This window comes from Calidithermus timidus DSM 17022, from assembly GCF_000373205.1.
Classification (GTDB): Bacteria; Deinococcota; Deinococci; order Deinococcales; family Thermaceae; genus Calidithermus; species Calidithermus timidus.
This window is the reverse complement of the sequence record NZ_KB890699.1, coordinates 86372-102782: the sequence shown is the minus strand read 5'-3', so window position 1 is coordinate 102782 and position 16411 is coordinate 86372. Positions and strand designations below refer to the sequence as shown.

The following is a 16411-nucleotide window of genomic DNA, read 5'->3' as shown; positions in this document are numbered from 1 at the left end:
CCCACCACCTGATATTTTGGGGACATGATCCATACCCTCGACCTCCTCGACCGTGCGCCCCGGGTTATTGCCTCGTTCTTGCTCGAGACCCCCGAGGGGCCAGTGCTGCTCGAGACCGGGCCCGAGTCGCGCTTCGAGACGCTGACCCGGGCGCTGCGCGAGAAGGGCTATGCGCCGCAGGACGTGCGCCACGTCTTCGTGACCCACATCCACCTCGACCACGCCGGGGCGGCCTGGCGCTTTGCCGAGCACGGGGCGACGGTCTACGTCCACCCCAAGGGCGCTCCGCACCTCGTCGATCCCAGCAAGCTGTGGGCCTCGGCCAGCCGCATCTACGGCGATCAGATGGAGGCCCTGTGGGGCCGCATGGGCTATGTCCCCCAGGCCCAGGTGCGGGCGCTCGAGGACGGGGAGCGCGTACGGATCGGGGGGTTTACCATCGAAGCCCTCGACACACCGGGCCACGCCAGCCACCACCACGCCTACCGCATCGACTCCGCCCTCATCGCCGGGGACGTGGCCGGGGTGCGCATCGGGCGGGGCCCGGTGCTGCCGCCCTGCCCGCCCCCCGATATCCACGTCGAGACCTGGCAGCAGTCGTTGGCCCGGTTGCGGGGGTTGGGCCTGGAAACCCTCTACCTCACCCACTTCGGCCCCGTGACCGACGTGCAGGCCCACCTGGCCGCGCTCGAGGCCCGCCTGCTGGACTGGGCCGACTGGATGCGCAAGCGCCTCAAGGCTGGCCGGACCCGCGAGGAGATCGTGGGCGAGTTTGAGGCCCACGTGGCCGACGAGCTGCACGCCGCGGGCCTGAGCGACGAGGAGGTGCGCGAGTACGAGTATGCCGACCCGGCCTGGATGAGCGTGGACGGGTTGATGCGCTACTGGACCAAGCACCGCCCCGAGGCCGTCGCCCAGGCCTCCTGAGCCCCGACGTCACCGGCGCAGGCGATCCTCCGAAAGTCTCGTGCTCAGCGGTGACGGCTCATAATGAGTGCGCCCCTACGGGGCGGGCAACTTTGTAGGCGGAGAAGCTTTCCTGGCTGCTCCGTTAGAATGGCGGCGTGAAAGTTCTCGTGGTGGGCTCAGGTGGGCGCGAACACGCCCTGGTCTGGAAGGTGGCCCAGTCGCCCCTCGTCTCCAAGCTCTATGCCGCCCCGGGCAACCCGGGCATGGCCGAGTTGGCCGAACTGGTACCCATTACGGATGTGCGCGAGCTGGCCGAGTGGGCCCAGCACAACGCCATCGACCTGGTGATCGTGGGCCCGGAGGCCCCGCTGGTGGAGGGGCTGGCCGACCGGCTCGAGGAGCGCGGCGTCAAGGTGTTCGGGCCCCGCCAGCAGGCAGCCATGATCGAGGGTTCTAAAGCTTTCGCCAAAGGGCTGATGGAGCGCTACGGCATCCCCACCGCCTCCTACCGCGCCTTCAGCGATCCCATCGAGGCGCTGGAGTACCTCGAGCAGGTCGGGGCTCCCATCGTGGTCAAGGATTCCGGCTTGGCGGCGGGCAAGGGCGTGACCGTGGCCACCGAGCTGCATCAGGCCAAGCAGGCCGTGACCAACATCCTCTCCGGCCCTGAGCCGGGCGAGGTGGTGATCGAGGAGTTCCTCACCGGCCCCGAGGTCACCGTGCTGGCTGTGACCGATGGCCAGACCATCGTGCCCTTGCTCCCTTCGCAGGACCACAAGCGCCTGCGCGATGGGGACAGGGGTGAGATGACTGGCGGCATGGGGGCGGTCTGTCCCTACCCCCTGCCACCCGAAACCCTGCGCGAGGTGCAGCAGCGCGTGCTCGAGCCCCTCATCGCCGGGCTGCGCTCGGAGGGCGTGGTCTACCAGGGCGTGGTCTACGCCGGGCTGATGCTGACGCCCGGCGGCATCCGGGTGCTCGAGTTCAACGCCCGCTTCGGCGATCCCGAGGCCCAGGCCATCCTGCCGCTGCTCGAGACCGACCTCGTCGAGCTGGCCCTGGCCGTGACCGAAGGCCGCCTGCACGAGCTCGAGCTGCGCTGGCACGGCGGCGCCTCGGCCTGCGTGGTGATGGCCGCCCCCGGCTACCCCGAAGACCCCCGCAAGGGCATTCCCCTGCGCCTACCCTCCCGGCCCCCCAACCAGGTGCTCTACTTTCACGCCGGGACCAAGCGGGTGGGTGAGCAGCTTCAGAGCAACGGGGGCCGGGTGCTCAACGTGGTGGGCCTGGGTGCCGATTTGCACGAGGCCCTCGAGCGCGCTTATCAGGGCGTGGCCGCCGTGGACTTCCCCCAGGCGCAGTTCCGGCGGGACATCGGGAAGAATCTGCTTCAGACCCTGCCGTGAATCGTATCCAGCAGCTCCTGGTGGATGCGGGCGTTGGAGGCTACGAGGTAGCGGTTGCCCAGGTGGTAGGGCTCGCCGTGAATGCCCGTCACCATGCCGCCTGCCTCCTCGATCAGCAGCCGGCCCGCCGCCACGTCCCAGGGGTTGAGTTTGACCTCCCAGAAGCCGTCGAGCCGGCCACAGGCGACGTAGGCCAAGTCGAGGGCGGCGGCGCCGGGGCGGCGCACGGTGATGCCCTTGAAGAGCACGCGCTCGAGGTAGGTCAGGTTCTCGCGGTCGTGGGCCACATCGTAGGGGAAGCCGGTGGCGACCAGGCTGCCCAGCAGCTTCGGCGACTGCGAGACCCGGATGGGCCGCCCGTTGTGGAAGGCCCCTCCACCCTTGGTTGCGGTGAAGAGCTCACCCCTGGCGGTGTCCAGTACCACCCCCACTACCACCTCCCCGCGCACCTCGAGGCCGATGCTCACGCAGTAGAAGGGGAAGCCATGGGCGTAGTTGACGGTGCCGTCTAGCGGGTCCACGATCCAGCGGTACTCCCCCTCTCCCTGTTGGCCCCCTTCCTCGCCCAGCACCACGTGGCCGGGATGCCGCTGCTCGATGAGGGCGCGAATGGCGGCTTCGGCCTCCTTGTCGGCTTGAGTCACCACGTCGGTGGGCGTGGACTTGGTGCTCTGGGTGAAGCCTTTGTCCTGGTAAAGCTGGTGGATGCCTCGAGCCACGAAGGCCGCAGAGAGGGCGGTATCCAGGAAGGGTCGCAGGTCCATACCTGCCTACCATACCAGAGTCAAGTACCCTCCCTTGATTTTCCCGCATCCTGGGGTACTTACTCCCGAAGTCCAATCGCTGTGCTGGCCCTTTCCTCATGAGCCGCAAACCCTCCGCGGCTTTAATCGAAGCTGGAGGAACCCATGAGGCTGCGTTTGATTCCGTTCGCCTTTTTGGCCTTTCTGCTGGCCGGGTGCTTCCCGGTCGTCGTGGAAGTTCCCCCATCACCTGAGGTGACTACCCTCGAGGTCCGCACCTCTTCGGCGCAGGCCATTGTGTTCGTAGACGGGCGTGAGGTCGGGCGGGTGGGTCCAGACCGGATGCTCGTCCTCCCCCGCATCCAGCCGGGCACCCACGAGGTGGTGGTGCTGGCCCCCGGCCACGAGGTCTTCATTCAGACCATCCACATCGCCCCGGGTCAGCGCCTGCTGATCAACGCGACCCTGCGGCGCCTGTCCCCGTAACGTCGGGGTAACCCGCCTCGAGCTACCCTTGCCCTCGAGTGAGGAGGGGGTGCGATGCGGGTACTGAAGGTGCGGCTCAAGCTCAACCAGATTCGCTGCATCGCCAAAGACGTTGCGTGGGCGGGTCACGGCGAGCTTCGCGTAGGGCTTTGGGCTACCAAGAAGCGATACCTCCCCCTCAAGTCGGCCCTGACCCGAACCCCTTGCCAACCCTGGCTTATCGCCTCCTCGGCCAGGGTTGGCGCATTGTCGGGGGAGAGCTCGAGTGCCAGCCAGCCGCCGGGCTTCAGCGCTTTTTGTGCCTGCGACAACAGCCCCCGGGGCATGCTGAGCCCGTCGGGGCCCGAGTACAGCGCCGTGTCGCGCTCGAAAGCCAGCTCGGGCGGGGCCTCCTGGCGGTAGGCTTCCGGCAGGTAGGGCGGGTTGGAGATCACCAGCTCGAAACCGGCGAGCCCGGCGGTGAAGGGCGCTTCGAGCACCCGCAGCTCCAACTCGAGTCTGCTCGCGTTTGCCCGGGCCAGCTCCACCGCCGCTGGGTCGATGTCGGTAGCCCACACTTCGGCGTCGGGCCGGGCGTGCTTGATGGCCAGGGCGATGGCCCCCGTGCCGGTGCCCACGTCGAGGACCTTGGGCCTGTGGTGTGGGGTGAGTAGCCCCAACCCGATCTCCACCAGTTCCTCGGTCTCGGGCCGGGGGATGAGCACCCCTTCGCGCACCTCGAGGCTCAGCCCGCAGAACTCCACGTCGCCCAGCAAAAGCTGGAGGGGATAGCCTTCCAGGCGCCGCTCGAGCCAGCTTCGCGCTCTGATTTCAGCTTCAGGCGCGACCTCCTCGCCCAGGCGCAGCAAAAGCCCCTGGGAACTGGTCCTAAGGGCCTTGGCCAGCAGCCAGTAGGCTTCCTGGCTGGGTTTGTGAGCGCCCTCGAGGCGGTTTCCCAATTCGTTGAGCAGGGCGCGGACTGTCACGACGGAAGCTTACTGCTCAGCACGCTGGTATGGCTTGCAATTGGTGCTGAGAAACTCGATCTTTATGCCTTCTTCTTTACGTGTAGCACGAGAGCATTCCCAACCTCGGCATCGAGAGCTTGGGCCTGCTTGGTGAAGCGCAGGCATTGCAAGCATTCGACCCCGAAGAGACCCCCTTCGCTGCACTCCTCCGGACGCAACAAGCTCCCACGTTTGCAATAGCACTCGGCTCAGCTCGAGACCTTCTCCTGGGCTATCTGCTCGCGCAACTCGCGCTTGAGCACCTTGCCCACCATGCTCTTGGGCAGGCTCTCGCGGAACTCGTAGATGCGGGGGACCTTGTAAGCGGCCAGGTTGGCTCGGCAGTAGCGGTCGAGCTCCTCCTGGGTCACGCTCTGACCGGGTTTGAGCACCACGTAGGCCGCCACCGTTTCGCCCCGATAAGCGTCGGGCACGCCGATCACGGCGGCTTCCTGCACGGCGGGATGGGCGTAGAGCACTTCCTCGACCTCGCGGGGGTAGATGTTGTAACCGCCCGCGATGATCATGTCCTTCTTGCGATCGACGATGTAGAAGTACCCCTCCTCGTCCATGCGGGCGATATCGCCGGTGAGGAGCCAGTCGATCACGATGGCCTTGGCGGTTTCCTCGGGGCGGTTCCAGTAGCCCAGCATCACGTTGGGGCCACGGACGGCGAGCTCGCCAACCTCGCCGGGGGGCAATTCCTGCAAGTCGGGGCCGACGATCTTGGCCTCTACGCCGCTCATGGGCAGGCCGATGCTCCCCATCTTGCGCTTGCCCATCACCGGGTTGCAGTGGGTGCAGGGGGAGGCTTCGGTGAGGCCGTAGCCCTCGACCAACTTGCCCCCAGTGAGCTCTTCGAAGCGCTTAGCGACCTCGATGGGCAGCGCCGCCGAGCCCGAGATGCAGACCTTGACCGTGCCCACCTTGCGACGCTCGATGCCGGGGAAGTTGTTGAAGCCCACGTAGAGGGTGGGCACGCCGGGGAAGTGGGTCACGCTGTGCTTCTCGATGGCCTCCACGCAGGGCCCCACTTCGGGACGGGGCAGCAGCACGATCTTGTAGCCCTCGGCGATGCCGTAGTTCATGGCCACGGTCATGCCGTAGACGTGGAAGAAGGGGATGGCTCCGAGCATCACGCCTTTGCCCTCGAGCTCCTTGACCGGATACCAGGCGATGGCTTGGTAGGTATTGGCGACGAGGTTGCGGTGCGAGAGCATGGCACCCTTGGCCAGCCCGGTGGTGCCCCCTGTGTACTGCAGCAGCGCCACGTCATCTGGTTTGGAGTTGTGGGGGTGCTCGAGGGGCGGGTTGCTCTTGAGCAGGGCCTTGAAGCTGTGCCGTTTGGGATCGGGGGGCAGCTTGACCCAGCGCTTCTCGCGGCGGGCCTTGATGGGGAAGAGCAGGTTCTTGGGGAAGGGCAGGTAGTCTTGAAGGCCGGTGGTGATCACCCGCTTGACTCCCACCTCCCCGGCGATCTCGGCGTAGCGCGGCCACAGCAGGTCCAGGATGACCAGGGTTTCGGCGCCGGAGTCGTTGAGCTGGTGCTTGAGCTCGCGGGGGGTGTACAGCGGGTTGACGTTGACGCAGATGCCGCCTGCCGCCAGGGTACCGTAGAAGGCGATCACGAACTGCGGGGAGTTGGGCAGCATGATCGCCACCCGTTCGCCTTCTTGCATGCCCAGCGAGCGCAGCGCCTGGCCGAAGTGCCGGACCGACTCCCAAAGCTGCTCGTACTTGAGGGTGTAGCCCATGAACTCCAGGGCTACGTTGTTCGGGTACTTCTGGGCGCTTTGCTCGAGCAAGTGCCACAAGGGGGTCTCGGGATAGGTGATGTGCTCTGGTACGCCGGGGTCGTAATGTGCCAGCCAGGGTTTCGCCATGCTTGAACCTCCAGGGCTTCTGCGTGCTGTACTTCAAATCTTAGGGGATTTTTATACCGAGTTCAAGCAGTAGTCCCACGGCTAAGTACCCCACGGGAAGCTTCACAACATGGCTGAGTTCGGCCATCCCAATACGCTTCCCGCGGGGGCCCCAAGGCAAAGGAAAATCCCCCCGCGGTGGGGGGCTAGGGAGAGCTCTCTCACCAGGGGCTACAAGCCTTCTGCCGCCCTCGCTCCTCTTGGCTTCAGGGTTGCTGCAAGCGCCAGCGGATACCCTCGGGTAGGGTGCTCGAGCTGCTGATGTTGACGATCCACTTGTCCTTGACCACCCGGTACTCAGCCACGACGTAGTTCCAGCCCCGCTTGGCCACGAGGTCGAGGTTGAGGGTTACGTCCTGCCAGGAGCCTAGGAAGGTGTTGGGGCAGTCGATGGTACCCTTCATGGTGGTGTCCTGGTCGAAGTAGTCGAGGTAGGCGTATCTCTGGCCGGGCTCGAGCACCGGCTCTTGATTGGCCAGGATCACGCTGCCCAGGCTGTTGCCGTTGCCATCTAGGGGCAGCAGGTCCACGCGCAGGTGCTTGATGGTGCTGGGGCTGTACTGGTAGGAGGTCTTGACGCTGCAGCCGTTGCCCTGGGTTCGCCAGGTATCGGGCACCAGGCTGTGCTGCGTGAGCAGGGCGGGGTCGGGGGTGGGGAGCTGGTAGCTGAGCTTTCCGCTGGAATCCACCTCGCTCTGGGCGAGCAGGTTGCTGCCGCTCTCAAAGCGTAAATTGCCGCTCGCTGCCGGCCAGCCGAGGATGACGACGCTGCCGCCCGATGCGCTGGGGCCGCTAGCCGCACCGCCGCACGCGCCTAAGACGGCCAGCAGGCCGAGCCCTACCCCACGCAGGAAGAATCGCTTCATCGGAAACAACCTCCAAAAAGTCGCGCTCAGGCTAACAGTGATTTTTACCGTTGTCAACGATATTAGAGCCGTGCGAGTGTGGGATGAGAAGCATGGCAAGGCCCTACCACGCGGTCCGCTTTGCGATAAGCTCTGCTCATGGACCTGACCCAGCGTTTCATCCAGCTTGCTCCCAGCATGGTCGCCATGCGCCGTGATTTTCACCGCCACCCCGAGCTGGCCTTCCAGGAACACCGCACCAGTGCGAAGCTGGCCGAATACCTCGAGGCCCTCGGCCTGGAGGTCACCCGCGGCATCGCCACCACCGGCCTGATGGCCCGGCTTAAAGGCAGCAGACCCGGGCGCACCGTGCTGGTGAGGGCCGACATCGACGCCTTGCCCATCCACGAGGCGACCGGAGCCGACTATGCCTCGCAGAACCCCGGCGTCATGCACGCCTGCGGTCACGATGGCCACGCCGCCATCGCCGCTCATGTGGCCGCGGCCCTGAGTGAGTTGCGCGAGGAGATCGCCGGTGAGCTGCGCTTTGTGTTCCAGCCTGCTGAGGAGATCGTGCAGGGGGCCCGCCCCATGATCGAAGCCGGGGTGATGGAGGGGGTGGATGCGGTGGTGGGGCTGCACCTGTGGAGCCAGCTACCTGCTGGGATGGTGGGGGTGCGCTCCGGCCCCATCATGGCGGCCGCTGATGCCTTCACCCTTAGCGTGCGGGGCCGCGGAGCCCACGCCGCCACCCCTCACCTGGGCACCGACCCGGTGCTGATCGGGGCGCACCTCATCACCGCCTTGCAGAGCTTAGTCAGCCGCGAGACCGACCCGCTGCTGTCGTCGGTGATCACCATCGCCACCGTCACCGCCGGGGAGGGGGCCCACAACATAATCCCCGAGCAAGCCGAACTCCGGGGCACCTTGCGCACCTTCGACGCATCGCTGCGCCAGCACCTGATGCGCCGCATCGAAGAGCTCTCGAGCGGGCTGGCTTCGGCCATGGGCGGCAGCGCCGAGATCGCCTGGCGACCGGGCTCCCCGGCGGTGGTCAACGACCCGGCCATGACCGAGCGCTTCCGTGCCATCGCGCGCGAGCGGGTGGGGGATAGGCTCATCGAGATCCCCCCCATGATGGGCGGCGACGACATGGCCGAGTTCCTGCTGCGCGCGCCCGGCGTGTACTTCTGGGTGGGTGCTGGCGACCCCGCCAGCGGCAAGGACAAGCCCCACCACCACCCCGCCTTCGACATCGACGACGAGCGGGCCCTGCCCCTGGCCGCCGAGCTGCTCGCCCGCACCGCTTTGGACTTCCTGCGGGGGTAATACCAGATTCAGTTAGAGCCGGAAGAAGGTGATGGGGTGGGCGCTGGGAGGCTCGAGGCCCAGCAGCCGGAATTGGCCAGCGAGCTGGCCGCGGTGAAAGTGGGTGTGGGTGGTGAAGTGCACCGCGATCTCCCACACGTAGTTATCGCTGGGCTTTCCCATGAAGGGCCGGTAGGCCACGCGGGTGGTGGGCTCGGCCTGTTCGAAATAGGCCCGCCGCTGCCCGGCTATCTCGCGCCAGCGGGCCTCGAGGTGGGCCAGGTCGGGAGCCCAGTCCCGCCCCGGCCAGGCCTCGGGTGAGCGGCCCAGCAGCCGCTCGAGCCAGGCCCACTCGGCTGCCACCAGGTGCAAGGTGGTGGCGTAGATGCTGGGGAAGCTTCCGCCTACCGCGCGCTCGGCCTGCTCAGGGCTCAGCGCCCGCAGGGCCGGCCACCACTTCTCCCACACCCAGTCGTTAGCCGCGACGATCCGTTGCAGCTCGGCTCGTTCCATGTTGTGAGCATACGGCATTTCAGTCGGCAGCTGCTCCTGCCGCTCGAGCCACGGCCTCGTGCACCTCGCGGCTGTGCGTGGCTACGAACAGGAACTCGTGGTTTTCGGTGTGCGAGACCTTGCCCACCTTCTGACCCCGTGGGTTGTAGATGCCGATGCGTGCCCCTACGTAGCGGGTGTGGGGCCGGGTGAGGCGGCGGACGTAGCCCCAGTCGCGCAGCATAGCCTCGATCTCCCTAGCCTGGAAAAAGCCCTCGTCGTTAAAGGAGACTACTAAGTGCCGGGCCCGGATCGAGCCCAGCAAGCGCTGCAGGGCCTCGCGGCAAAAGCGCCTGGAGTTGAAGGCGCTTTTGCGCTCTCGCACGTCCACCCGCTTGTGGGCGACGCCGTAGGTCTGGGGACGGTCCCACAGGGCCAGGGTTTCCCAGACGTGGTAGTTGCCCAGATACGAATGTTGGTTGTAGGGCGGGTCGAGGTAGAAGAGGTCGGCCTCGAGGCCCTTCGCCACCTCGAGCGCGTCCCCCTGGAGGGCTTGCCCCCTGCCCGGCAGCAGGGGGGGGTATTCCAGCCGCAACTCGTTGTACGAGCGCTTGGCCCACTGCTTGAGATAGGCCATCTGGATGCCGGTCGTGGAGTCCACCCGGTCGGCGGCGAGCATCAGGCTGGTGAGCAGGATGGCCCGCAGCAGGGGGTCGCCCTGGGCCTCGGCCTCGAGCCCTTCTCGGATGGCCTCGATGCGCGCGCCGTTGTGGGGTTGGAAGTAGCGCGACTGCTCGCAGTAGGCGCGGGTGAACCAGCCCGCCCGGGGCGGCAGGGCGCTCAGCCGCCGGAGGACGGGCTCGAGGCGTTCCCGGCTGTACACGTGGGCATCGGCTTCGATCAGGGCCTGCGCCAGCACGTGGGCGTAGCTCATCAGGTCGTTGCTGATGACGTAAAACCCCCGCTTCTTGAGCGCGTGGCCGACCCTGGCCGTGCCTGAAAACAGGTCTACCACGGAGTGAACAGCTTCCTGATGGTGAATGGTCTCGATGACTCCGATGATCCAGGGCAGCAGAGCACGCTTGGAGCCGATGTACTTGACCATCGCCTGGGGATTGGGGATTAGCGTTTGGCATCTTGCGCTTGGCGTGCGCCCTTGCCAAAGCGCCTCTCGATGTAGTCGTTGACCAGACTCATGAAGTCTTCGGCGATGCGGTCGCCCTGGAGGGTGGTGGCGAGCTGCCCGTCGATGTAGACCGGGGCGCGGGGGTGCTCGCCGGTGCCGGGCAGCGAGATGCCGATGTCGGCGTGCTTGGATTCACCAGGGCCGTTGACCACGCAGCCCATCACCGCTACCTTGAGCTGCTCCACGCCGGGGTACTGGCTGCGCCAGAGGGGCATGTTCTGGTTGAGTTGCCGCGAGACCTGCAGGGCCAGCTCCTGGAAGAAGCTGCTGGTGGTGCGCCCGCAGCCGGGGCAGCTCGAGACGGTGGGGTTGAACTGGCGCAGGCCGATGCTCTGGAGGATCTCGAGGGCCACTTCCACCTCGCGGGTGCGGGGTTCGCCGGGGGCCGGGGTGAGCGAGACCCGGATGGTGTCGCCGATGCCCTCGCTGAGCAGGGGCACCAGGCCGGCTGCCGAGGCCACGATGCCCTTGGGGCCCATGCCTGCTTCGGTGAGGCCCAGGTGCAGCACGGCGTCGGTGCGGCGGGCGAGTTCGCGGTAGACCCACCAGAGGTCGGGGGCGTTGGAGATCTTGGCCGAGAGCACAACCTGCTCGGGGCGCAGGCCGTACTTCAGGGCCCACTCGTAGCTGCGGATGGCCGACTCCACGCAGGCCTCGAGCGTCACCTGGTGCGCGTCCTTGGGGTTGGCGCTCTTGGCGTTGGCGTCCATCATCTCGGTCAGGAGGCCCTGGTCGAGCGAGCCCCAGTTCACGCCGATGCGCACCGGTTTGCCCAGCTCCACGGCGACCTCGCACATGGTCTTGAAGTTGGGGTCTTGCTGCTTGCCCTTGCCCACGGTGCCAGGGTTGATGCGCAGCTTGTCGAGTGCGGCGGCCATGGTGGGGTATTTGCGCAGCAGCAGGTGGCCGTTGAAGTGAAAGTCGCCCACCAGCGGCACATCCACGCCTAGGTCCAGCAGCCGGGCTTTGATCTCGGGTACGGCCTTGGCCGCGTCGTCGTCGTTGACGGTCAGGCGCACGAGTTCCGAGCCGGCCTTGGCCAGCGCCCAGACCTGGCCCACGGTAGCCTCCACGTCGGCGGTGGCGGTGTTGGTCATGGATTGCACGGCGACCGGGTGATCGCCGCCGAGGGGAACTCTGCCGACCCACACGGTGGGGGTCTTGCGACGAGGGCTCAACATGGCCGTATGCTACCCTGCGCAGCTCAGCCCGAAGGTAGCGTTATGCCGGAATTTGGTTCTGCTGGCGCCGAAAAGGTGCAGTCGGTCGTGGAAAGGCCCTGGCGGGGGGTTTAGGCTCAGAATATGGCAGGAGGTTACCCATGCCCCTGAGCGAAGCTCGTCAACGCGTGGACCTGGCTTATTCGGTGTTCCGGCGCTGTGTGGAGCAGGAAGCTGCCGAGTACGGTGAGCAGTACGACGAGGTGCGCCGCATGGAAGACGAGGCCCCAGCCCCCGACCCCTGCGTTCATCTGTTCAACGAGCTGGTGGAGGCCTGCTTGGACTACGAGAGCCTGGGCGGGAACCGCGACGAACTCGAGCTAGGCGAGTACCGTGACCAGGTTTACCGACGCCTGGAGGAACTGGGCCGCTGGGAGGAGGAGGGGGGGCCCTCGCGTTAACGAATACCGCCTACAGCTGCCTCGCGCCGCGCGTAGCGTAAGGGGGACAGAAAGGCGATAACGCGAGCTACCGACCCTCGACCCGCACTCGAGCCCCGTTGGGATCGCTCAGGGTCAGGCTGCTGAGGCGCTCCTTCCTTGAGGGCTCGAGCCAGAGGGTGTACTCGAGCAGCCCCGTGGACTCCGGAGGAGCGGTGCGGCCCCTGGCCCAGAGGTTGATGCCGACGTGGTGGTGATAGCCGTCGGCGGCTAGGAAGCGCGCGCCAGGGTAGTCGCCCTGCATGACCTCCATGCCAAACTGCCGGAAAAAGTGCTCGGCCTCGTCGAGGCTGGCGACGTGCAGGTGGATGTGGCCCAGGGTGGTCTCGGGGTCGAGTGGGGCGCTGTGGGCAGACTCGGCCAGAAGGTTGTCGAGATCCAGCCGTTTGCTCACCATCGCCAGCTTGTCGCCGTGGAAGGGCCACTGCTCGCGGGGCCGGTCGCGGTAGAGCTCGATGCCGTTGCCCTCGGGGTCGGCCAGGTACAAGGCCTCGGAGACGCCGTGGTCGGAGGCGCCCTGGAAGTTGGGGTAGCGCGCCTCGATCAGCCGCCGGAACACTGCGGCCAGCGCCTTGCGCTCGGGGAGCAGTAGGGCGAAGTGGTACAGGCCCAGCGTGGGCTGGGGGCGCAGGGGGGCGGTGGGCTCGTGGACGAGGGTGAGGGTGAAGCTGCGCCCGGCAGGGGAGAGCGCGCTGCGGCCCCCCTCGGAATGCAGGACCTCGAGCCCCAGCAGGTCGCGGTAGAAGGCCAGTTGGCGCTCGAGGTCCTGCACGCGCAGGCTGAGGCCGGTGAGGGCCAGGGTATTCATGGGGTTTTCTCCGCTTGCCGGCTCTGCCACTCCTCGAGGCTGATGCGCGGCATCTCGAAGATCTCGCGGGTGCGGGTGTAGCCGCCTCGCCCATGCATCCGCCCGATGAGGTGCAGGGCCTCGGTCTTGATGTGGAGCCTGTGGGCATCGGCTACGAACTCATCGTGCACGAAGGCCTGGAGCACCTCACCGATGATCAGCCGGTTGTGCCCGATCTCGAGCACGCTGTGCAGCTTGCACTCGAAGCCCGCCGGGGCCTGGGCGATGCGGGGCACCGGAACCTGGGCGGAGGGGGTGAGCTCGAGCCCCGCAGCCTCCACCTCGCTCATGCCCTCGGGAAACTCGGTGGCGGTGAGGTTCATGGCGGGGGCCAACGCCTCGCTGACCATATGCACCACGAAAAAGCCGCTGCGCTTGATGTTGGCGGCGGTGTCCTTGGGCCGGGCTCGCTCGTGATTGCCCACCGAGATCACCAGTACGCCGGGGTCGGAGCCCATCGCGTTGAAAAAGCTGAAGGGGGCGGCGTTCACCGAGCCGTCGCGGTTGAGGGTGGTGACCCAGGCGATGGGGCGGGGCACCACCAGGGCGGTCAGGAGTTTGTAGCGTTCCTGGGGTTTGAGCTGGGCAAAGTCGAATTCCATAGCAGTAGCCTATCGTGTCACGCTGCACCGCGCGCAGCCTAAATGTGGGAAAGGCGATAAGTCGTTGGCGAAGGGTAAGTGATCATCGGCGTTTCGCGTACGACCCCATCAGGCTAGATGTCGCGCCAACCAGGCCTGCGCCGCCTTCAGTTCTTCGGGGTGCAGTTCGTGCCCGGCGTTCTGCCAGCGCAGCTCGACCTTAGCTCCGGCCTGCTCGAGCCGCCCTGCTAAGGCCTCGACGCGCTCGCCCGGGGCCCAGGGGTCGCGGCGGCCCGCGGCCAGGAAGGCCGCCTTGCCCCGCAGCTTCGGGGGGGTGGGGGGCTCGAGGGGGAGCACCGGGCGCAGCAGCACGCCCCCGGCCAGTGCCTCGGGGTGCAGCAGCATCAGCGCCGCGGCCATGTTGGCCCCGTTGGAGTAGCCCAGGGCGTACACCCGGCCCGCGTCGAAGCCGTAGCGCTCGGCGGCGTCCTGCACGAAGCGGGCGAGGTCGGCGGCTTGGGCTTTGAGGTCGGCCTCGTCGAACACGCCCATCGCCAGCCGCCGGAAGAAGCGAGGAGCACCGTTCTCGAGCACCTTCCCGCGCGGCGAGAGCAGCTTGGCGGCGGGGGCGAGTTCGCGGGCCAGCCCGATGAGCTCGTGCTCGTTGCCCCCGGTGCCGTGCAGTACCAGTAGCGTGGCCTGTGAGTCCCCTGGTTCGAAGCGATGGACGAAGCCCAGCTCGGCGCTCATGGCCGCACCTCGGCTTGGGGCAGGTGCAGCTCGGGCAGCACGGCCTCGATGCGCGCGCGCTGGGGCTCGAGCCACGGCGGCAGCACCAGCTTCTCGCCCAAGTGGGCCAGGTCTTCGTCCACGGCAAAGCCGGGGCCGTCGGTGGCGAGCTCGAACAGCACCCCGCCCGGCTCGTTGAAGTAGACCGACTTGAACCAGAAGCGGTCGATCTGGGGTGTCGCCCGCATCCCAGCGGCTTCGATGCGGGCGCGCACGGCCATTTGGTGGGCGGTGCTCTCCACCCGCCAGGCCAGGTGGTGAATGCTGCCGCGGCCCCAACGGCCCTGTGGGAGCTTGGGCAGCTCCTTGATGTCGAGGAAATTGCCCGAGCCGCCGCCATTGACCACGAAGCGGTTCCAGCCCTTCTCCTGGCCCGCGCTCACGAAGCCCAAGGCCTGGCTCAGGAACTGTGCGGTGGGGTAGAGCTCGCGCTCCCACAGCCGCGCCCCGTGCAGCCCCATGATCTGCTTGTCCTCGGGGATGGTGCTGTGCTCCCAGGGGGTGAAGGGGCGGGGGCCGCTCTCCACCAACGCCAGCTCGAGGCCGTCGGGGTCCTGGAAGGGCAGGGCCCGCTCCCCGAAGCGCACCTCCCCCTCGCCCAGCCTGACCCCGTAGCGCTGCAGGCGCTCGGCCCAGAACTCCAGGCTGCCCTGCGGCACGGCGAGCTGCACCTCGACGGCCAGGCCGGTGCCCTTGCGCGGGGCGGCCAGGTTCTCCCAGGGGAAGAAGGTGAGGTCGGTGCCGGGCCGCCCCTCGGCGTCGGCGTAGAAGAGGTGATAGGTGCCGGGGTCGTCCTGGTTGACGCTCTTCTTCACCAGCCGCATCCCCAGAACCCCGGCGTAGAAGTCGAGGTTACGCTGGGCCTTGGTGGCCATCGCGGTGATGTGGTGGATTCCAGTCACGCTTTCCATATGCACGCCCTCCTCCGTAATGCTAAGCATAGTGCTATAAAAAATCAAGTATAGTGTGAAGTTCACGCCTACGGCGTATGCCCCTAAGGCACTGCTTGGAAGATGCGCCCGTCCCCTGGCCCCAACCGGATTGCCTCGCCCAGCGCGTAGACCCGCCCGCTCAGCAGGTCGCGCAGTCGGGCTGTCCTGGCAGAGATCACGGCGATGTTCCTACTGCGCTGCACGTCGCGATTGACCACCACCACATACTCTTCTGGGCTGTTGCCGCGCTGCAGGGTGCTGACGTAGTGGTGGGGATCGGTGGGGTGGGCAAAGAACTCACCCTCGACGCGCTCGAGCCCCGCCAGTAACCCTTTGATGGGTTGGATGCGCTCGGCGAAGTCGCCAACTTCGCTGAGGAGTTCGGGGTTGTCGCCCAGGCCGCGCCAGGTTTGGAAGCTCGACCAGTGGAAGTAGAAGATGCCGTCGGCACCCTCGCCCAGGGCCATCCAGTTCATCGCGCGCAGCTCGGCGCGGCTGGGTTCGCGCAGCTTGTAGCCCTCCCAGTCGGTACCATGGGTCTGCAACAGCACCCACAGGGGGCGGCCCTCGAGGTAGCGGCTGTAGCTGCGGATGTAATCGACGAAGTCCAGGCTGCTGAAGAAGCCGCGCATGGTGAAGTCGCCGGGCTTGCTCTCGCGGGTGAAGGGGTAGACGTCGATGAGCACCACGTTAGGCTGGCACTCACGCACCAACCGCTGGCGTCCTGGGTCGGTGCCGATGAACACGCCTGTCACCGCCCGCTCAGGGTCGGCCTGCCGAAAAGCCTGGGTGATCCTGCACACCCGGCTTATGAGTTCGGGCCCCGGTTCGTCGTAGAGTACGTATCCCAGCAGGCTTTTTTCACTTTTTACCCCGCCTATGATCTCTTCTGCGGCTTTGCGGGCTTGCTCCGGGGTGTCGGGGAAGGTCTTTCCATCACTTCCCCACCAGCTGCGATCGAGCTCGTAGGCTGGGGCGAAGAGCAGCTTGATGCCGGCCCCTTCGGCAAGGCGGAAGAGGTCTTTGTCCTTGCTGTGCATCTGCACGATGGCCGCGTTCATCTTGTGCGCCTCTAGTCTCTGCACCATGCGCTTGATGCCGGTGGCTCCCTCTAGCGCCACCGTGCTGGCGAAAACACCTAGCAGGAAAGTGCTGCGATAGCCGGGAACGGCATCGGCGGCGCGGCTCTCCTGGCTTGCCAGCAGCAGCAGTCCTATCAGCGACAATCCCAGTTGAAGGCGGATAAGCTGGTTCATTGGAATAGGCTCCTGGGATTCACCATACACGGCCAGATGAGCGCAGCATTCGGCCAGAAACAC

17 protein-coding genes are annotated in these 16411 nt (G+C 66.7%); 5 read left to right on the top strand and 12 right to left on the bottom strand.

The window, feature by feature from the left end:
- Positions 1-24 precede the first annotated feature (24 nt).
- On the top strand, positions 25-927 hold the full coding sequence (locus tag B047_RS0112245) for an MBL fold metallo-hydrolase (RefSeq protein ID WP_018467260.1): 903 nt from the start codon (positions 25-27) through the stop codon (positions 925-927).
- 137 nt (positions 928-1064) lie between these two features.
- On the top strand, positions 1065-2315 hold the full coding sequence (purD, locus tag B047_RS0112240) for a phosphoribosylamine--glycine ligase (protein WP_018467259.1): 1251 nt from the start codon (positions 1065-1067) through the stop codon (positions 2313-2315).
- Here purD and B047_RS0112235 read toward each other — a convergent pair.
- Positions 2300-3079 (bottom strand): inositol monophosphatase family protein, encoded by a 780-nt coding sequence (locus B047_RS0112235; RefSeq protein WP_018467258.1) that lies wholly within the window; start codon positions 3077-3079, stop codon positions 2300-2302. The two genes, purD and B047_RS0112235, sit on opposite strands and share 16 nt — an antisense overlap.
- A 144-nt stretch (positions 3080-3223) precedes the next feature.
- Between B047_RS0112235 and B047_RS0112230 the strand changes: the two genes are divergently transcribed.
- The gene (locus B047_RS0112230) at positions 3224-3544 is read left to right on the top strand and encodes a PEGA domain-containing protein (protein ID WP_018467257.1); all 321 of its coding nucleotides are present in this window, start codon (positions 3224-3226) and stop codon (positions 3542-3544) included.
- A gap of 125 nt (positions 3545-3669) precedes the next feature.
- On the opposite strand, the gene prmC is transcribed toward B047_RS0112230, so the two are convergent.
- From prmC to B047_RS0112215, 3 genes are all read right to left on the bottom strand, one after another.
- The gene (gene prmC / locus B047_RS0112225; RefSeq protein ID WP_018467256.1) at positions 3670-4509 is read right to left on the bottom strand and encodes a peptide chain release factor N(5)-glutamine methyltransferase; all 840 of its coding nucleotides are present in this window, start codon (positions 4507-4509) and stop codon (positions 3670-3672) included.
- Positions 4510-4739: 230 nt separating this feature from the next.
- A complete protein-coding gene (locus tag B047_RS0112220; RefSeq protein ID WP_018467255.1) occupies positions 4740-6413 on the bottom strand; it encodes a long-chain-fatty-acid--CoA ligase in 1674 nt (557 codons plus the stop codon).
- 245 nt (positions 6414-6658) lie between these two features.
- Positions 6659-7318 (bottom strand): hypothetical protein, encoded by a 660-nt coding sequence (locus tag B047_RS0112215; protein ID WP_018467254.1) that lies wholly within the window; start codon positions 7316-7318, stop codon positions 6659-6661.
- Between the two features lie 138 nt (positions 7319-7456).
- Here B047_RS0112215 and B047_RS0112210 point away from each other — a divergent pair, with 138 nt between their 5' ends.
- Positions 7457-8626, top strand: coding sequence for a M20 metallopeptidase family protein (locus tag B047_RS0112210; RefSeq protein ID WP_018467253.1), 1170 nt, complete (start codon positions 7457-7459; stop codon positions 8624-8626).
- Between the two features lie 12 nt (positions 8627-8638).
- Here the strand turns inward: B047_RS0112210 and B047_RS0112205 are convergent, their stop codons facing one another.
- The 3 genes from B047_RS0112205 to ispG are packed head-to-tail and all read right to left on the bottom strand — an operon-like array spanning position 8639 to position 11464.
- A complete protein-coding gene (locus B047_RS0112205) occupies positions 8639-9118 on the bottom strand; it encodes a DinB family protein (RefSeq protein ID WP_018467252.1) in 480 nt (159 codons plus the stop codon).
- A 19-nt stretch (positions 9119-9137) separates the two neighbouring features.
- Complete coding sequence (locus B047_RS0112200; RefSeq protein ID WP_018467251.1) at positions 9138-10202, bottom strand: DNA adenine methylase; 1065 nt, start codon at positions 10200-10202, stop codon at positions 9138-9140.
- Positions 10203-10219: 17 nt separating this feature from the next.
- Positions 10220-11464 carry a flavodoxin-dependent (E)-4-hydroxy-3-methylbut-2-enyl-diphosphate synthase gene (ispG, locus tag B047_RS0112195; protein WP_018467250.1) on the bottom strand — a complete coding sequence of 415 codons (1245 nt, stop codon included), beginning with the start codon at positions 11462-11464 and terminating at the stop codon, positions 10220-10222.
- 140 nt (positions 11465-11604) lie between these two features.
- Here ispG and B047_RS0112190 point away from each other — a divergent pair, with 140 nt between their 5' ends.
- Positions 11605-11904, top strand: coding sequence for a hypothetical protein (locus tag B047_RS0112190; protein WP_018467249.1), 300 nt, complete (start codon positions 11605-11607; stop codon positions 11902-11904).
- 67 nt (positions 11905-11971) lie between these two features.
- On the opposite strand, the gene B047_RS0112185 is transcribed toward B047_RS0112190, so the two are convergent.
- From B047_RS0112185 to B047_RS0112165, 5 genes are all read right to left on the bottom strand, one after another.
- Positions 11972-12751 (bottom strand): VOC family protein, encoded by a 780-nt coding sequence (locus B047_RS0112185; protein ID WP_018467248.1) that lies wholly within the window; start codon positions 12749-12751, stop codon positions 11972-11974.
- Positions 12748-13392, bottom strand: a complete 645-nt coding sequence (locus tag B047_RS0112180) for a flavin reductase family protein (RefSeq protein WP_018467247.1) — start codon at positions 13390-13392, stop codon at positions 12748-12750. The genes B047_RS0112185 and B047_RS0112180 overlap by 4 nt, the downstream gene beginning before the upstream one ends.
- A gap of 108 nt (positions 13393-13500) precedes the next feature.
- Positions 13501-14121 carry an alpha/beta hydrolase gene (locus tag B047_RS0112175; RefSeq protein ID WP_018467246.1) on the bottom strand — a complete coding sequence of 207 codons (621 nt, stop codon included), beginning with the start codon at positions 14119-14121 and terminating at the stop codon, positions 13501-13503.
- Positions 14118-15071: a ring-cleaving dioxygenase gene (locus tag B047_RS0112170; RefSeq protein WP_018467245.1), complete on the bottom strand. Its 954-nt coding sequence runs from the start codon at positions 15069-15071 to the stop codon at positions 14118-14120. The genes B047_RS0112175 and B047_RS0112170 overlap by 4 nt, the downstream gene beginning before the upstream one ends.
- Before the next feature lie 83 nt (positions 15072-15154).
- Positions 15155-16348 carry a beta-galactosidase gene (locus B047_RS0112165; protein WP_018467244.1) on the bottom strand — a complete coding sequence of 398 codons (1194 nt, stop codon included), beginning with the start codon at positions 16346-16348 and terminating at the stop codon, positions 15155-15157.
- Positions 16349-16411 lie beyond the last annotated feature (63 nt).

Coding starts and splice junctions, on each gene's coding strand:
- B047_RS0112245 (WP_018467260.1), top strand. CDS start 25: ATGATCCATACCCTCGACCTCCTCGACCGTGCGCCCCGGGTTATTGCC.
- B047_RS0112235 (WP_018467258.1), bottom strand. CDS start 3,079: ATGGACCTGCGACCCTTCCTGGATACCGCCCTCTCTGCGGCCTTCGTG.
- B047_RS0112230 (WP_018467257.1), top strand. CDS start 3,224: ATGAGGCTGCGTTTGATTCCGTTCGCCTTTTTGGCCTTTCTGCTGGCC.
- B047_RS0112220 (WP_018467255.1), bottom strand. CDS start 6,413: ATGGCGAAACCCTGGCTGGCACATTACGACCCCGGCGTACCAGAGCAC.
- B047_RS0112215 (WP_018467254.1), bottom strand. CDS start 7,318: ATGAAGCGATTCTTCCTGCGTGGGGTAGGGCTCGGCCTGCTGGCCGTC.
- B047_RS0112210 (WP_018467253.1), top strand. CDS start 7,457: ATGGACCTGACCCAGCGTTTCATCCAGCTTGCTCCCAGCATGGTCGCC.
- B047_RS0112205 (WP_018467252.1), bottom strand. CDS start 9,118: ATGGAACGAGCCGAGCTGCAACGGATCGTCGCGGCTAACGACTGGGTG.
- B047_RS0112200 (WP_018467251.1), bottom strand. CDS start 10,202: ATGGTCAAGTACATCGGCTCCAAGCGTGCTCTGCTGCCCTGGATCATC.
- ispG (WP_018467250.1), bottom strand. CDS start 11,464: ATGTTGAGCCCTCGTCGCAAGACCCCCACCGTGTGGGTCGGCAGAGTT.
- B047_RS0112190 (WP_018467249.1), top strand. CDS start 11,605: ATGCCCCTGAGCGAAGCTCGTCAACGCGTGGACCTGGCTTATTCGGTG.
- B047_RS0112185 (WP_018467248.1), bottom strand. CDS start 12,751: ATGAATACCCTGGCCCTCACCGGCCTCAGCCTGCGCGTGCAGGACCTC.
- B047_RS0112180 (WP_018467247.1), bottom strand. CDS start 13,392: ATGGAATTCGACTTTGCCCAGCTCAAACCCCAGGAACGCTACAAACTC.
- B047_RS0112175 (WP_018467246.1), bottom strand. CDS start 14,121: ATGAGCGCCGAGCTGGGCTTCGTCCATCGCTTCGAACCAGGGGACTCA.
- B047_RS0112170 (WP_018467245.1), bottom strand. CDS start 15,071: ATGGAAAGCGTGACTGGAATCCACCACATCACCGCGATGGCCACCAAG.
- B047_RS0112165 (WP_018467244.1), bottom strand. CDS start 16,348: ATGAACCAGCTTATCCGCCTTCAACTGGGATTGTCGCTGATAGGACTG.